Source organism: Pseudomonas sp. 3JA, from assembly GCF_036961705.1.
Lineage (GTDB): Bacteria > Pseudomonadota > Gammaproteobacteria > Pseudomonadales > Pseudomonadaceae > Aquipseudomonas > Aquipseudomonas fluorescens_Q.
The window spans coordinates 35,933-51,596 of record NZ_JBAMDJ010000013.1 but is presented as its reverse complement, the minus strand read 5'-3'; the positions used below and the strand labels follow the sequence as shown (position 1 = coordinate 51,596).

Sequence of the window (15,664 nt, the reverse complement as noted above, 5' to 3'; positions counted from 1 at the left end):
GCAAACCATGAAATGACCTGCACAGTTGTATCGTTTGCCCGCACGAAGACTGCTAGCATCTGGGCCGAGATTGACATTCGGTCTGGCCCATCACAGGTTGCCCATGCTCGAGACACCAGCACTGCAAAGGAACGCGACGCTGCCCGCGCCCCTGGACACGCGCTATCAGGTTGAAACGCCCGAAGGCATCGACCTGCCGCTGCGCCCGGCGGGGCTGATGCCGCGTGCAATCGCCTTCGCCATCGACCTGGGCATACGCGGGCTGGTCCTGGGACTTTTCTTTCTGGTCCTGGCGTTTTTCGGCGAGCTGGGGATCGGCCTTGGGTCCATCCTGCTGTTTGTCGTCAGTTGGTGGTACATGGTGCTGTTCGAGGTGCTCAACCAGGGGCGCTCTCCCGGCAAGCAGATCATGGGGCTGCGCGTGGTGCAGGACGATGGCCGGCCCATCGGCTGGTCGGCGTCGTTGATCCGCAACCTGCTGCGTTTCGTCGACATGCTGCCCTTCGGCTACACCTTCGGGGCCATCAGTTGCCTGCAGCATCCGGCGTTCAAGCGCTTGGGCGATCTCGCGGCCGGCACGCTGGTGGTGTATCGCGAACAGCCGGTCAAACGCCCTGCATTACCAATGGCAGCACCGATACGAACACCTTTCACCCTCAGCCTGCATGAGCAACGCGCCGTGCTGGGCTTCGCCGAACGCCAGGCAGAACTGTCCCAGGCGCGGGTCAACGAACTGGCTGCCATCCTGGCCGCGCCACTGAACGTCCAGGTGCCAAACGCCGCGGCCGAACTCAATGGCGTCGCCCGCGGCCTGCTGGGGCCAACATGAAGCAAAGCCTGTTCGAAAGCCGTCACCAAGGGGAATGGGAGCACCTGGCCCGGCAACTCGACCAACTGGAGCGCAGCCGCAGCGTGCCCCAGAGCAGCGACTTTCCCGCCACCTACCGACGGCTTTGCCACCACCTGGCATTGGCCCAGGCCCGGGGCTACAGCAGCTTGCTGGTCGACACGCTGCAACAACTCGCGCTGCGCGGTCACCAGCAACTGTACCGGGATCGCAGCCGGCCATCGACCGGTCTCTCGGCGTTTATCCTGGCCGGTTTTCCCCGACTGGTGCGTGAACAATGGCGATTCGTGCTGGCCGCCAGCCTGATGTTCTTGGGCAGCCTGGTGGGTATCGGGCTGCTGGTCTATCTGTTCCCGGAACTGGTCTACAGCGTGCTCGGCGCCGACGAAATCAGCCAGATCCGCAGCATGTATGACCCCGCGTCCGGGCACCTGGGGCGTTCGGTCGAGCGCGCCGCCAGCGAGGACTGGGTCATGTTCGGTTACTACATCATGCACAACATCGGCATTGCCTTTCAGACCTTTGCCAGTGGCTTGATGTTTGGCCTGGGGAGCGCGTTCTTCCTGTTTTTCAATGGCCTGACCATTGGCGCGGTGGCTGGGCACCTGACCCAGATCGGCTCCGGGGGAACGTTCTGGTCGTTCGTGATTGGCCACGGCGCCTTCGAACTCACCGCCATCGCCCTGGCCGGGGCCGCGGGCCTGCAACTGGGCTGGGCTCTGATTGCGCCGGGACGCCTGAGCCGAGGCGAGGCCTTGCGGCTCGCGGCGGGCAAAAGCGTACTGATGATCGGCGGTGTGATGCTGTTCCTGCTCATTGCCGCGTTCATCGAGGCCTACTGGTCTTCCAGCGCCGTGACGCCCGCCACCAAATACACGGTGGGCGCCTTGTTGTGGCTGTTGGTCATCAGCTATCTGTCGCTTGCCGGACGGGTCCGCCATGCGCCTGAGTGACGCCACCGTCGTCATCCGCCCACGCACCACCTGGGAAGCCATGGACCTTGGGGTGTTGATGAGCCAGCAGCATCGACGCCTGCTGATGACCAGTTGGGCGCTCATCACGTTGCCGGTGTATCTGTTGCTGACCCTGCTGCTGTGGGATTCACCGTCGCTGGTGGTGATGCTGTTCTGGTGGTTGAAGCCGGCCTTCGACCGGCTGCCGCTGTACATTCTGTCCAAGGCTCTGTTTGGTGAAACCCCCACCTTGCGCCAGGCGTTGCGCCAGTGGCCGGCGCTGCTCAAGCCGCAGTTGCTGGCCAGCCTGACCTGGCGCCGGCTGAGCCTGAGCCGCAGCTTCCTGATGCCGGTGGTGCAACTGGAGGGGCTTAGCGGTGAGGCGCGGACGCAGCGCTTGCGGGTACTGATGCAACGCAACCGCGGCGCGGCGCAATGGTTGACCATCATCGGCGTGCACCTGGAAACCGCCTTGTGGTTCGGCCTGATGGCCCTGTTCTACCTGTTCGTGCCACAACAAGTCGAACTGCAATGGGATTGGGAGACGCTGGTGTCAGCGGCCGAGCACGACTGGTTGTGGTTCGAACACCTGGTCAACTTCCTCTACCCGCTGCTGCTGATCTTGTGGGAGCCGGTGTATGTGGCCTGCGGCTTCAGCCTCTACCTGAACCGGCGCACCATCCTCGAAGCGTGGGACATCGAACTGGTGTTCCGACGCCTGCGTCAGCGCCTGAGCGGCGTGGCCCCGGTGTTGATGCTGCTGGCGCTCATGCTGCTGCCGCCGACGCCCCCGGCGTTTGCCGCCGAAGACAGCGACGCCCCCGATAGCCCGCGGCTGCTCAACCAGCCCCTCACCAGCGAAGCCTCCCGGGACGGTATCAAGGCAATCCTCGACGCCCCGCCGTTCAAGAACCCCGAGACCGTCATCCGTTATCGTTTCGGCGAAGAAACTGCCGAATCCCCCGAGGCCGAGACCGAGGCCAAACCGAGCTGGCTCAAGGACCTGTTCAAATGGCTCGGCAGCCAACGTTTCGACATCGCCGCCGCACTGATCCAGGTGGTGCTGTGGGCCTGCCTGGGGGCAGCGATCGCCTGGCTGGCCTGGCGCTACCGTGAAAGACTCAAGGCCCTGGCCAATCGCCGACCGACGCAGCGCCTGCCGGTGGAACGAGCCGTACCGGCGCGCATGTTCGGCCTGGATATTCGCGAAGAGAGCCTGCCCGCCGATGTGGCCACCCGCGTCGAACAACTGTGGGCCACGCAACCCCGTGAAGCCCTGGGCCTGCTGTACCGGGCGCTGCTCAGTCGGTTGCATCATGACTTCAAGATCCCCTTGAAACCGGCCGACACCGAAGGCCAGGTGCTGGAACGCGTCGAACAACTCAAGCAGAACAACCTGCTGGGCTTCAGCAAAAACCTGACCCTGCATTGGCAGAATATTGCCTATGGGCATCGTCCACCGCCGACACACCTGCAACAGGAATTGTGTGACGGCTGGCGCGAGCTGTTCGGTCCGGGAGCCTCTCGATGAGCCGGCACGCAGGGTGGCTGATCGGCGCCGTGCTGGCCGCGCTGGTGTGCGCATTCGGCCTCTACCTCTACACCAAGGCCGAACCCTATGAAGAGGTCGTCGAGCACGGCCCCTCCCCTGAAGCCCAGGCCAATCCTTACCTGGCCGCCGAACTTTTCCTGCGCCAGCGGGGTATCAACGTCGAGCACGCCAACAGCCTGCAGGTGCTGCCCACCCTGGAGCCACGCCAGCACAGCCTGCTGTTGCTGGGTGAGCGAACCCACATGACGCCACGGGAAGTCGAACAGTTGATGAACTGGACTCGGGCCGGCGGGCGCTTGCTCTTCGTTGCCGAAGCCTTGTGGGACAACAACACCGGCAGCAGCGGCGACCTGCTGCTCGATCGCGTGCGCCTGCGTCAACTCCTGAGCGAAGACCTCAAGGAGCCCGCGCCCGAACTGATCAAGGACCGTTACCCGGAACTGACCAAGCTCTACCTGGAAGATGAAGAGGCGCCGGCGTATATCGGCTTCGACACCGATTTCCACCTCGAAGACCCGCATAACCTGGCCCAGGCCTGGGCCAACAGCGCGCTGTCGACCCACATGATGCAGTTGAACCTCGGCCTGGGCTCGATCACCGTGATCACCGACGCCGAGCTGTGGAAGAACGACGCCATCGACCAATACGACAACGCCTGGCTGCTCTGGTATTTGAGCGCCGACACGGACGTCACCCTGCTGTTCAACACCGACCACGACGACCTGCTGACCTTGCTGCTGCGCTATTTCCCCCAGGCACTGGTGGCCCTGCTGGCTCTGGTTGCGCTATGGCTCTGGCGCTCGGCGGTACGCCATGGCCCACTGCAACAACCGGCGCCCAAGGCGCGGCGTCAGTTGGAAGAGCATGTGCAGGCCGGCGCCGGTTTCCACCTGCGCCACAACGGCCAGGCGTACCTGTTGCATGCCTTGCAACAAGACGTGCTGCGCCGGACACGTCATCTTCACCCAGGCTTCGAACAACTGGCCGTCGCCGAACAATGGCAGGTACTCGCCCGCCTGACCCGCCAGCCCACGCGAGCCATCAGCCAGGCCTTGAGCCCCCGGCCGAAACAGCGGATGTCCCGCGCAGAGTTCTGCCGCCAGGTCGCCCATTTGCAAACCCTCAGGAATGCCTTATGACTGAACAGAACGAACCTACCGACGGCCAGGCCCACGCCGCCCAACAGCGCCAGCGCGCCAGTCAGTTGGCCCAGGCCATCCGCACCGAGCTGCGCAAAGCGGTGGTCGGCCAGAGCGCGGTGATCGACGATGTGCTCACCGCGCTGATCGCCGGTGGTCACGTGCTGCTCGAAGGCGTTCCCGGGCTGGGCAAGACCTTGCTGGTGCGGGCCTTGGCCCGCTGTTTCAACGGCGAGTTCGCGCGCATCCAGTTCACCCCCGACCTGATGCCCAGCGACGTCACCGGGCACGCGGTGTACGACTTGCAGACCGAGCAGTTCAAGCTGCGCAAGGGCCCGGTGTTCACCAACCTGCTGCTGGCCGACGAGATCAACCGCGCACCGGCCAAGACCCAGGCCGCGCTGCTCGAAGCCATGCAGGAACGCCAGGTCACCCTCGAAGGCCGCGCCCTGCCCATCAGCCAGCCGTTCATGGTCCTCGCCACCCAGAACCCCATCGAACAGGAAGGCACCTACCCGTTGCCCGAAGCCGAGCTCGACCGCTTCATGCTCAAGGTGCGCATGGACTACCCGGACGCCGACCAGGAGCTGGACATGGTGCGCCAGGTCAGCCGTTCGACCCGCGCCGACATGCTCGACGTGCAACCGCTGCGCGTGGTGTTGCAGGCCAAGGACGTGCAAGCGCTGCAACGCATTGCCAGCGACCTGCCGATGGACGACCAGGTGCTCGACTACGCCGTACGCCTGGCCCGTACCACCCGCAGTTGGCCGGGCCTGACCCTAGGCGCCGGGCCGCGCGCGTCGATTGCCCTGGTGCGGTGTGCCCGGTCCCGGGCGTTGTTGCGCGGCGGCGAGTTCGTCGTGCCGGACGACATCAAGGGCTGCGCCCTGGCGGTGCTGCGCCATCGCGTGCGGCTGGCGCCGGAGCTGGACATCGAAGGGCTGTCGGTGGATCAGGTGCTGGGGCAGTTGCTCGATCAAGTGCCGGCGCCGCGGTTGTGAATACGCATTTCATGATGGAGAAACTCATTGTGGCGAGGGAGCTTGCTCCCGCTGGGCTGCGAAGCAGCCCCCTGGTTTTGCCTGGCACACCGCAAGGGGACGCTACGCGTCCAGCGGGAGCAAGCTCCCTCGCCACGGGGAACCTCACAGCAGCAAATTCCTTTGCCAAGGCAAACGCCCCCTGCGAGGGAATGCACCCATGAAACCCTCGCGCCTGCTCTTGATCTGGCTCGCGCTTCTGCTGGCCCTCGGCATCGCGCTGGGCGCGCTGCGGGCACTCGGCGTGACGGTGCCATCGGCGCTGCTGTCGATCAACTGGGGGCTGCTGCTGGCCTTGCTGGCCCTGGCGCTGCTCGACGCGGTGCGCGTCAGGCGCCTGCCCTCGCCGCGGGTACAACGGCAGATGCCCGGCAGCCTGGCCCTGGGTCGCTGGGGTGAAATCCGCTTGGACATCAGCCATGACTTTGCCCAACCGCAGGAGGCGCAGGTCTTCGATCACGTCCCCGACGGCCTGGACTTCGAAAACCTGCCCCTGTCCGTCGAGCTGCAACCCGGCCAACACAGCCAGGTCGGCTACCGCCTGCGCCCGCTCAAGCGCGGGCACTTCGCCTTCGAACATTGCGAAATCAACCTGCCGAGCCCGTTGGGCCTGTGGACCGACAAGCGTCTGCTGGATGCGGTCGATGAGACTCGGGTCTACCCGGATTTCGCCAGGCTCTACGACGGTCAACTGCTGGCGGTGGACAACTGGCTCAGCCAACTCGGCATCCGTCAGCGGCAACGGCGCGGCCAGGGCCAGGAATTTCATCAACTGCGCGAATTTCGCGAGGGCGACAGCCTGCGCCAGATCGACTGGAAGGCTACGGCCCGCCATCGCACGCCGATTGCCCGGGAATACGAAGACGAGCGCGACCAACAGATCATCTTCATGCTCGACTGCGGCCGGCGCATGCGCAGCCAGGACGGCGAGCTGTCGCACTTCGACCACGCCCTCAACGCCTGCCTGCTGCTCAGCTACACCGCGCTGCGCCAGGGCGATGCCGTGGGCCTGAACACGTTCGCCAGTGATCAGCCCCGCTACCTCGCCCCGGTCAAAGGCCCGGGCCAGCTCAACGTCTTGCTCAACACCGTGTACGACCTCGACAGCAGCCAACGCCCCGCCGACTACCAGGCAGCCGTCACCCAACTGCTGGCTCGGCAAAAACGCCGGGCCCTGGTGGTGCTGGTGACCAACTTGCGGGATGAGGACGACGCCGATCTGCTCGCCGCCGTGAAACGGTTGGGCCAACAGCATCGGGTGCTGGTGGCCAGCCTGCGGGAAGAAGCCCTCGACCGGTTGCGCCAGGCGCCGGTGCAAACCTTGCCTGAAGCCTTGGCCTATTGCGGAACGGTGGACTACTTGAATGCCCGGGCCGAACTGCATCAGCAACTGAGCGCCCATGGCATCCCGACCCTGGATGCGCGCCCCAGTGAGTTGGGGGCGCAATTGGTGACGCAATATCTTGCATGGAAAAAGGCGGGGACCGCATAGGTCCTACAGCGAGCCAGCAAAGCTCCAGCTGACTACAGCGCCTTGCGCAACGGACTACAGATCCGCCAGAATCCGCCGGCTTGTGTGCCTTGGCCTTGCCCCGTAACTTGATTCGCGTCGCTGATATCCAGCGATCGGGTTTAGTCGCCCGGTGGTAAAAACGGTGTGCACAAGCGTCATCCAGTCGGGTTCCCCTATCCCCGCACTTGATGGTGGCTGTGCGCAGGGCGCCCTCGGGCGCGCCGGGCTTCGTTTTTCCACCGGTCGACTAACCTGCGTCCAGCCGCCACCCCTCGTTTAGTCGCGAACCGGGTGGCAGCACCAATCATGGAAAAACGAATATGATCAAACCAACCCCCAATCCCCCCCATACCGACCCGCTCTCCCCCCACGAAACCCTCGACCCCGAAAAGCTCGACGAAGCCGCCCAAAGAGCCCTGGACTACTACCTCAAGCCCAACCACGGCCAACCCGACAAGAAGCCTGGCAAACAACCGGACTACTTCATCGTCGCCCCCGACGCCGACCCCGAAGGCATGCTCGCGCACACCTACGAAACCTTCTGCTCGGTGAGCACGCTGATCCTGGATTTATCGGAAGACCTGGAAGGCGCCCCGCGCAACCTGGCCCTGGCGATTCACCAGATGGGCGAGATGGGGGTGTTGTTGCTGGAGAAGATGCTGGATAACGAGGCGAAGGTTCAGCGCTAGAAGAGGTGTATGAGAAACCTGTGGGAGCGAGCTTGCTCGCTCCCACAAAGTGTTGCGCCAACAAAAGTGACCGGGGCTCAGGCCGATTCCGGCAACGGATAAAAACTGAAATATTGCTGCAATGCGCTAATCAGTTGCCCGTACTCCGGCGGCGCCCATTGCAGGCTGAAACCGGCGTCGAAATGCTGCGGCGTCACGTCTTCGCGGCACCACAGGCAATTGGCTCTGAGCACAATGTTCTGCTGCGGTCCCTCATCGGAAGGGATTTTCAGGTGCAAGTCAAAGTCCGCACCGACCATCAACGGTAAATGGCTGATCAGCATCAGGCCATCTGCAGAAACGTTGCCCAAAAAACCGATGGGCTTGCCGTTGACGCCATTAAACACTCTCAGGAAATACGGCAGCTGCTGCCGTTCGATGCGCCGTTTTTTGTACATATCCTGTATCGCTTTTTGAACGACCCCGAATCGGGGCAACCGAATACTTCGGAACGAGCACACGCCAGCTCGCTCTCCCCGATCCCGGTGCCAGACGCTCGCAAGCGTTCAAGCCTAGTGCTGCCGGTCACAGGTGCCGCTTGAAGTTAGAGATTTAGCTCTAATGACGATTTGTACAAATATAGCTCATGGTCGTGTGGCAGCCAGTCCGTGCGCACACCTTTCATAAACAAAAATACCCGGGGGGCTTGTGGCCAGGGATCGCCCCCGGCCCATGGCTTGATGAGCCTGTCAGGACGCCGTCGGGCGGATCGCCGACGCGCTGCGGGTCGGGTAATGGCCCAGGCTCTGCAAGGTCTCGAGCCGGGCGCGGGCGCGGAAGGCGTATTCACTGTTAGGGTATTGCGTGATGATGAACTGGTAGGTCTGCGCCGCATCGACAAACAGCTTCTGCCGTTCCAGGCACTGGCCGCGCAGCATCGAGACTTCCGGCTGCATGTAGCGGCGGGCACGGCTGGCGCGGTCGACCTGGGACAGTTCGAGCATGACCTGCTCGCAATTGCCGCGGTCATAGGCCTTATAGGCCAGGTTCATGTGATGGTTCATCGACCAACGGGTGCAGCCCGTGACGCTCAGGGCCAGGGCAACAAAAAGCACGAATCGCATGGGAGGTTCTCCTGTCTTGAGCTCTGTATCGACCTGGCTGGGAAAATCTTCAGCCTGAAAACGCTTGCCATGGCTGGCACACCCCCCGTGGCGAGGGAGCTTGCTCCCGCTGGGCTGCGCAGCAGCCCTGAAACCGGCCCCTCGGTGTATCAGGCAGCCCGCGTTCAACATGTTTTGGGGTCGCTTCGCAACCCAGCGGGAGCAAGCTCCCTCGCCACAAGAGCCTGTGGCAGGCTTTAAGGAGGTGTGAAAATTTTCAGGAATGTTCATTTCGAAAAACAAACGAAAAAGTAGTGCATATGAACAATGACTACACCCAAAGAGCATAGTAGCCTTCGCTGGCGCTTGAACTTGAGGAGTCTTGCATGTCCGTCCGTCGCACCAAAATCGTCGCTACCCTTGGCCCGGCCAGTAATTCGCCGGAAGTTCTCGAACAGCTGATTCTGGCTGGCCTGGACGTCGCCCGCCTGAACTTTTCCCACGGTACCCCCGAAGAACACAAGGCACGTGCCAAGCTGGTGCGCGACCTCGCCGCCAAGCACGGCCGTTTCGTTGCCCTGCTGGGCGACCTGCAAGGCCCGAAGATCCGTATCGCCAAATTCGCCAACAAGCGCATCGAGCTGAAGATTGGTGACACCTTCACCTTCTCCACCAGCCATCCGCTGACCGAAGGCAACCAACAGGTGGTGGGTATCGACTACCCGGACCTGGTCAAGGACTGCGGCGTGGGCGATGAGTTGCTGCTCGACGACGGTCGCGTGGTGATGCGCGTCGAGACCGCCACCGCCACCGAACTGAACTGCGTCGTGACCATCGGCGGCCCGCTGTCGGACCACAAAGGCATCAACCGTCGCGGTGGTGGCCTGACCGCACCGGCCCTGACCGAAAAAGACAAGGCCGACATCAAGCTGGCCGCAGAGATGGAAGTCGATTACCTGGCCGTGTCCTTCCCCCGTGACGCCGCCGACATGGAATACGCCCGTCAACTGCGCGACGAAGCCGGCGGTACTGCCTGGCTGGTGGCCAAGATCGAGCGCGCCGAAGCCGTCGCCGACGACGAAACCCTCGATGGCCTGATCAAGGCGTCCGACGCCGTGATGGTGGCCCGTGGCGACCTGGGCGTGGAAATCGGCGACGCCGAGCTGGTGGGCATCCAGAAGAAAATCATTCTGCACGCACGCCGCCACAACAAAGCGGTGATCGTGGCGACCCAGATGATGGAGTCGATGATCCAGAACCCGATGCCGACCCGCGCCGAAGTGTCCGACGTAGCCAACGCCGTACTGGACTACACCGACGCCGTGATGCTCTCGGCCGAAAGCGCCGCGGGCCTCTACCCGCTCGAAGCGGTGCAAGCCATGGCGCGTATTTGCATCGGCGCTGAAAAGCACCCGACCAGCAAGACCTCCAGCCACCGCATCGGCAAGACCTTCGAGCGCTGCGACGAGAGCATCGCCCTGGCGACGATGTACACCGCCAACCATTTCCCGGGCGTGAAGGCGATCATCGCCCTGACCGAAAGTGGCTACACACCGTTGATCATGTCGCGCATCCGTTCCTCGGTGCCGATCTACGCATTCTCCCCGCACCGCGAAACCCAGGCTCGCGCCGCCATGTTCCGTGGCGTCTACACCGTGCCGTTCGACCCGGCCGCCCTGCAACCGGGCGAAGTCAGCCAGGCGGCGGTGGATGAGCTGGTCAAGCGCGGCGTGGTGCAGACCGGTGACTGGGTCATCCTGACCAAAGGCGACAGCTACCACACCATCGGCGGCACCAACGGGATGAAAATCCTGCATGTTGGCGACCCGATGGTCTGAGTGACCGAGCGCTGGAAAACAAAAGCCCTGCCATGTGAATGGCGGGGCTTTTTGGTTTTTGCTCTTGGAGAATGTAGTGCCTGAACTCAATGCCTGTTGATAAACCCCGACAACGCAGCTACCGCCTCGGGCGAACGCAGCCGCTGGGTGAACAGCTTGCCCTCTCCTTCGATCACCTTGCGCAACAGTTCCCGGTCCGGCGCTTTCATCAGTTGCTTGCTGATACTCACCGCTTCAGCCGGCAGCGATTCGAAGCGCAGCGCCACTTCCCGGGCCTTGGCCAATGCCGCCTCGCCACTGTCCATTGCCTCGGTGGCAATGCCCCAGGCGACCGCTTGTTCGCCACTGAAGCCCTCGCCCAACAGCAACAATTGCGCGGCCCTGGCCTGGCCCAGCAACCGCGGCAGGATCAGGCTGGAGCCGAATTCCGGGCATAGCCCCAAGTTGACGAACGGCATGCGCAGCCGCGCGTCCCGGCTGACGTAGACCAGGTCGCAATGCAACAGCAACGTGGTGCCGATGCCCACCGCCGGCCCGGCCACGGCGGCGATCACCGGTTTGCGGCAATCGAGCAGGCTGAGCATGAACTGGAACACCGGGTTATCGAGGTCGTTCGGTGGTTGTTCGAGGAAGTCGACGATGTCGTTGCCGGCAGTGAAGCAGTCGCTGGAGCCGGTGAGCAGCACTGCGCGAATCTGCGGGTCGCTGTCCGCCATCGCCAGGGCTTGGGCCAACTGACTGTACATGGCCCGGGTCAGGGCGTTTTTCTTTTCCGCACGGTTCAAGCGCACCGTCAGCAGGCCGCGTTCTCGGTCGAGCAACAGGGTTGGGGTCATGGTCGGTCTCGCGTCTGGAAATCAGCGCTCAACCACGGGGCAGGAAGACGTCGGCCAGCAGTTGGTTGCGCGGCAAGCCGGCCAGGTACAAGCGTTTGGCAAAGGCCTCGACCCGGTCGGGATGGCCGCAGAGTAAGGCCTGGGTTTGCCGTGAAACAAGCCGCAGTTGCGCCAAGGCGGACGGCGCCTCGGCCGCGGTCAACAGTTCCACGGTGAGGTTTGGGTGCTTGGCCGCCAGCGCCGCCAGGGGTTTGGCCAGGTAATGCCCGGCCGCATCATGGGCCACGTGAATAAGGCGAATCGCGCCTTGGTGATCCTGACGCAAGGCTTCGCGCAGCAAGCCGAACAGCGGCGCCAGGCCGGTGCCGGCGGCGAGCAGCCACAGCGGCCTGGCGTGCCAGTCGGGGTCGTAATGCAAGGCACCGCCGCGCAACTCGCCCAGGCGGATCGGATCACCGGCCTTCATCCGCCGGGCTGCATCGATGAATTGACCGGGCTCGTGGCAATCGAGGTGGAATTCCAGGAAACGGTCCTCCTCGGGCAGGCTCGCCAGGGAATACGGCCGGGCCACGTCGCCGGCCCACAGCACCAGATGCTGCCCGGCCTGATAACGCAGCGACCGCTTGGGGGTGATGCGCAGGCGCAGCACATCGCCACCAAGCCAATCCACCGCCGCCACGTTAGCGGCCTGGCCGTCACGTTGCGGGTCGAAGGTGTGGATCTGCACATCCTCGACCACCTGGCATTGGCAGGCCAGCCGCCAACCCTGGTCGCGCTGCGTCGGGCTCAGGGCGTCGGGGCGGCTGTCGCGCACATCGCCGCCCACACACTGCACCAGGCAGGCGTGGCAACTCCCGGCGCGGCAACTGTAGGGCACCGCCACGCCTGCACCGTTCAAGGCGTCCAGCAGGTTACTGCCCACCGCCACCGTCCATTGCCGACCGGCGACTGTCAGTTCAGGCATCGACGTTCTCCCAGGCGGCAGCGCACCGATTGCGGCCGTCTCGCTTGGCACGGTACAGGGCCTGGTCGGCACGCTGCAACGCGTTGTCCAGGTCATCGCCCATTCCCAGCATCGTCATGCCCGCCGACAAGCTGAGGGCGCCGACCTGCAGACCGATCAGCTCGACTTCTGTGAATGCCAGCCGCAGCCTTTCACAGCAGGCCGTCAGGCGCTGGGGGTCGCAGGCAGGCAGCAGCATGACGAACTCCTCGCCACCATAACGGGCCAATACATCGCCCTCGCGCAGGCACGCTGTGGCGACCGCGGCAAATGCCTGCAGCACCTGATCGCCGGCGGCGTGGCCGTGCAGGTCGTTGATGCGCTTGAAATGGTCGAGGTCGATCAGGGCCAGGCCATGGGCGACGCCGGGCCTGAGCGTGTTGAGTTCGCGCGAAGCGAGGCGCAGGAAGTGTCGGCGATTGAACAGCCCGGTCAGCTCGTCGGTGGCCACCAGGTCTTCGAGCTGGCGCATCATCCCGCGCAAGGTGTCCTGGTGCGCCTGCAGGGCAAACCGCCGCTGACGCATGCGCTGACGTGATATCTGGACGTAGCGGGCGTAAAACACCAGCCACACCAGCACCAGAAACAGCACGGCCACCTGCAACCCGGCCAAGGTGGGATCGGGAAGCCTGAAGAAGTAACCGTCCCAAAGGGTAATAGCGGCGAAGCTGATGAACACCAGCGTCGCGCAGCGCACGAAGGCCCGGCGCGACAGATGAAACAGCCCGAACAGCAGGATCAATACATAAAACACCAGGAACACGCCCCGAGCCTGGTCCAGGTGCGCCATCATCCAGGTCTGCCAGCCCAGGCCGATCAACACCTGCGCTTCGGTAAGGCTGGGGTCGGCGAAGCGCAGGTTACGATCCGTGATAAACAGCGCGAACAGCCCAGCCTGGCACAGCACGACCAACACGCTGCCGATGATGACACCACGCAACGAATCGAGGTAATGACCACTGAAAAATGCCAGCCACAATAAAACCAGTGCCAGCGCGTACGTCGCGGCCGCCAAAGCGAAGCGTTTCAGCAAAAGACGTTGAATGGCGTTATGGGTCAATCGTTGACTCACCATGGGAAAGGAAACTGACAGGAGGCGTCCTACGCTACAGGCCAGACGCCACTTTAGTGGCGTGTAGGACAAATGACCATTCAATTCTGGAGCAGAAAAATGGCGTCAAAGCAATGGCCCAGATTGACGCATCCGTAGGTCGTCCTGGTCCCCGTGGCGAGGGAGCTTGCTCCCGCTGGACGCGCAGCGTCCCCTTGCGGTGTGTCAGACAAACCAGGGGGCCGCTACGCAGCCCAGCGGGAGCAAGCTCCCTCGCCACAGGTTTCACTCCCCACCTCATCAATCCGTCGTGATCGGGAGCAAGCTCGCTCCCACAGGGGGCCGGCCTGCGATATACTGCCGCGCCTTTTTAGCGTCGCGCCAGCATGCCCGGCGTGCCTTATAGAGGTGCCGCCCGTCGACCGATGCACCCAAGCGGCCGGCACCTTATTGAATGTTCCCGTCTTTAGAGAGGAGCGCGACTCATGACCGTGATCAAGCAAGATGACCTGATACAGAGCGTTGCCGACGCTTTGCAGTTCATTTCCTACTACCACCCCGTGGATTTCATCCAGGCGATGCACGAGGCCTACCTGCGCGAAGAATCGCCGGCGGCCCGTGACTCCATGGCGCAGATCCTGATCAACTCGCGCATGTGCGCCACCGGCCACCGGCCGATCTGCCAGGACACCGGCATCGTGACCGTGTTCGTGCGCGTGGGCATGGACGTGCGTTGGGACGGCGCGACCATGAGCCTGGACGACATGATCAACGAGGGCGTGCGTCGCGCCTACAACCTGCCGGAAAACGTCCTGCGTGCATCCATCCTCGCCGACCCGGCAGGCGCCCGCAAAAACACCAAGGACAACACCCCGGCAGTCATCCACTACTCCATCGTCCCCGGCAACACCGTGGAAGTGGACGTGGCGGCCAAGGGCGGCGGCTCCGAGAACAAGTCGAAGATGGCCATGCTCAACCCGTCCGACTCCATCGTCGACTGGGTGCTGAAAACCGTGCCGACCATGGGCGCCGGCTGGTGCCCACCGGGCATGCTGGGTATTGGCATCGGCGGCACCGCCGAGAAAGCCGCGGTGATGGCCAAGGAAGTGTTGATGGAATCCATCGACATCCACGAGCTCAAGGCTCGCGGCCCGCAGAACCGTATCGAAGAGATGCGCCTGGAGCTGTTCGAGAAGGTCAACCAACTGGGCATCGGCGCCCAGGGCCTGGGTGGCCTGACCACCGTGCTCGACGTGAAGATCATGGACTACCCGACCCACGCCGCTTCGCTGCCGGTGTGCATGATCCCCAACTGCGCCGCCACTCGTCACGCCCACTTCGTGCTCGACGGCAGCGGCCCGGCGTCGCTGGAAGCGCCACCGCTGGACGCCTACCCGGAAATCGTCTGGGAAGCCGGCCCGTCGGCTCGCCGCGTGAACCTCGACACCCTGACCCCGGAAGAAGTCCAGAGCTGGAAACCGGGCGAAACCGTGCTGCTCAACGGCAAGATGCTCACCGGCCGCGACGCGGCGCACAAGCGCATGGTCGAGATGCTGAACAAGGGTGAAACCTTGCCAGTGGACCTCAAGGGCCGCTTCATCTACTACGTCGGCCCGGTCGACCCGGTAGGCGACGAAGTCGTCGGCCCGGCCGGCCCGACCACGGCCACGCGGATGGACAAGTTCACCCGCCAGATCCTCGAGCAGACCGGCCTGTTGGGCATGATCGGCAAATCCGAGCGCGGCCCGACCGCCATCGAAGCGATCAAGGACAACAAGGCGGTCTACCTGATGGCCGTCGGCGGTGCCGCTTACCTGGTGGCCCAGGCGATCAAGAAATCCAAGGTCCTGGCGTTCGCCGAACTGGGGATGGAAGCGATCTACGAGTTCGAGGTCAAGGACATGCCGGTGACCGTTGCGGTCGACAGCAAAGGCGAGTCGGTGCACATCACCGGTCCTGCCATCTGGCAAAAGAAGATCAGTGACAGCCTGGCGGTGGAAGTGCAGTAACAGGCACTTTGCTGCTGTAAAAAAAGGCCGGTGGGCGACAAGCCCACCGGCCTTTTTTTGTGCAAACCGTGGCGAGGGAGCTTGCTCCCGCTTGAGTGCGCAGCGCTCACAA

Annotated in this window: 14 protein-coding genes; 9 read left to right on the top strand and 5 right to left on the bottom strand. The window is 63.6% G+C overall.

The window, feature by feature from the left end; genetic code table 11:
• Nucleotides 1-103: 103 nt before the first annotated feature.
• The 7 genes from V7773_RS12530 to V7773_RS12500 all read left to right on the top strand — a co-directional run bounded on the left by V7773_RS12530 (nucleotide 104) and on the right by V7773_RS12500 (nucleotide 7,733).
• Complete coding sequence (locus V7773_RS12530; protein WP_092145087.1) at nucleotides 104-829, top strand: RDD family protein; 726 nt, start codon at nucleotides 104-106, stop codon at nucleotides 827-829.
• Nucleotides 826-1,800, top strand: coding sequence for a stage II sporulation protein M (locus tag V7773_RS12525; protein ID WP_063324592.1), 975 nt, complete (start codon nucleotides 826-828; stop codon nucleotides 1,798-1,800). Before V7773_RS12530 ends, V7773_RS12525 begins: the two co-directional genes overlap by 4 nt.
• On the top strand, nucleotides 1,787-3,331 hold the full coding sequence (locus V7773_RS12520; RefSeq protein ID WP_336073644.1) for a DUF4129 domain-containing protein: 1,545 nt from the start codon (nucleotides 1,787-1,789) through the stop codon (nucleotides 3,329-3,331). Before V7773_RS12525 ends, V7773_RS12520 begins: the two co-directional genes overlap by 14 nt.
• On the top strand, nucleotides 3,328-4,491 hold the full coding sequence (locus V7773_RS12515; RefSeq protein ID WP_336073643.1) for a DUF4350 domain-containing protein: 1,164 nt from the start codon (nucleotides 3,328-3,330) through the stop codon (nucleotides 4,489-4,491). Before V7773_RS12520 ends, V7773_RS12515 begins: the two co-directional genes overlap by 4 nt.
• Nucleotides 4,488-5,492 carry an AAA family ATPase gene (locus V7773_RS12510; RefSeq protein WP_336073642.1) on the top strand — a complete coding sequence of 335 codons (1,005 nt, stop codon included), beginning with the start codon at nucleotides 4,488-4,490 and terminating at the stop codon, nucleotides 5,490-5,492. The genes V7773_RS12515 and V7773_RS12510 overlap by 4 nt, the downstream gene beginning before the upstream one ends.
• A gap of 199 nt (nucleotides 5,493-5,691) precedes the next feature.
• Nucleotides 5,692-7,023 carry a DUF58 domain-containing protein gene (locus V7773_RS12505; protein ID WP_336073640.1) on the top strand — a complete coding sequence of 444 codons (1,332 nt, stop codon included), beginning with the start codon at nucleotides 5,692-5,694 and terminating at the stop codon, nucleotides 7,021-7,023.
• A 341-nt stretch (nucleotides 7,024-7,364) separates the two neighbouring features.
• On the top strand, nucleotides 7,365-7,733 hold the full coding sequence (locus V7773_RS12500; RefSeq protein ID WP_336073639.1) for a DUF6124 family protein: 369 nt from the start codon (nucleotides 7,365-7,367) through the stop codon (nucleotides 7,731-7,733).
• Between the two features lie 77 nt (nucleotides 7,734-7,810).
• Here V7773_RS12500 and V7773_RS12495 read toward each other — a convergent pair whose 3' ends face one another.
• Both V7773_RS12495 and V7773_RS12490 read right to left on the bottom strand, forming a co-directional pair.
• Complete coding sequence (locus V7773_RS12495; RefSeq protein WP_063324586.1) at nucleotides 7,811-8,170, bottom strand: PilZ domain-containing protein; 360 nt, start codon at nucleotides 8,168-8,170, stop codon at nucleotides 7,811-7,813.
• A 291-nt stretch (nucleotides 8,171-8,461) separates the two neighbouring features.
• Nucleotides 8,462-8,836, bottom strand: coding sequence for a tetratricopeptide repeat protein (locus tag V7773_RS12490; protein WP_053124682.1), 375 nt, complete (start codon nucleotides 8,834-8,836; stop codon nucleotides 8,462-8,464).
• 365 nt (nucleotides 8,837-9,201) lie between these two features.
• On the opposite strand from V7773_RS12490, the gene pyk reads away from it, so the two are divergent.
• Nucleotides 9,202-10,653: a pyruvate kinase gene (gene pyk / locus V7773_RS12485; RefSeq protein ID WP_063324585.1), complete on the top strand. Its 1,452-nt coding sequence runs from the start codon at nucleotides 9,202-9,204 to the stop codon at nucleotides 10,651-10,653.
• A gap of 86 nt (nucleotides 10,654-10,739) precedes the next feature.
• Here pyk and V7773_RS12480 read toward each other — a convergent pair whose 3' ends face one another.
• The 3 genes from V7773_RS12480 to V7773_RS12470 are packed head-to-tail and all read right to left on the bottom strand — an operon-like array spanning nucleotide 10,740 to nucleotide 13,552.
• Nucleotides 10,740-11,489 (bottom strand): enoyl-CoA hydratase-related protein, encoded by a 750-nt coding sequence (locus V7773_RS12480; RefSeq protein WP_336073638.1) that lies wholly within the window; start codon nucleotides 11,487-11,489, stop codon nucleotides 10,740-10,742.
• A gap of 28 nt (nucleotides 11,490-11,517) precedes the next feature.
• Nucleotides 11,518-12,453 carry an iron-sulfur-binding ferredoxin reductase gene (locus V7773_RS12475; RefSeq protein ID WP_336073637.1) on the bottom strand — a complete coding sequence of 312 codons (936 nt, stop codon included), beginning with the start codon at nucleotides 12,451-12,453 and terminating at the stop codon, nucleotides 11,518-11,520.
• Nucleotides 12,446-13,552, bottom strand: a complete 1,107-nt coding sequence (locus V7773_RS12470; RefSeq protein ID WP_336073636.1) for a GGDEF domain-containing protein — start codon at nucleotides 13,550-13,552, stop codon at nucleotides 12,446-12,448. Before V7773_RS12470 ends, V7773_RS12475 begins: the two co-directional genes overlap by 8 nt.
• A gap of 476 nt (nucleotides 13,553-14,028) precedes the next feature.
• Between V7773_RS12470 and V7773_RS12465 the strand changes: the two genes are divergently transcribed.
• On the top strand, nucleotides 14,029-15,552 hold the full coding sequence (locus V7773_RS12465) for a fumarate hydratase (RefSeq protein ID WP_063324582.1): 1,524 nt from the start codon (nucleotides 14,029-14,031) through the stop codon (nucleotides 15,550-15,552).
• The last annotated feature ends 112 nt before the right edge of the window (nucleotides 15,553-15,664 follow it).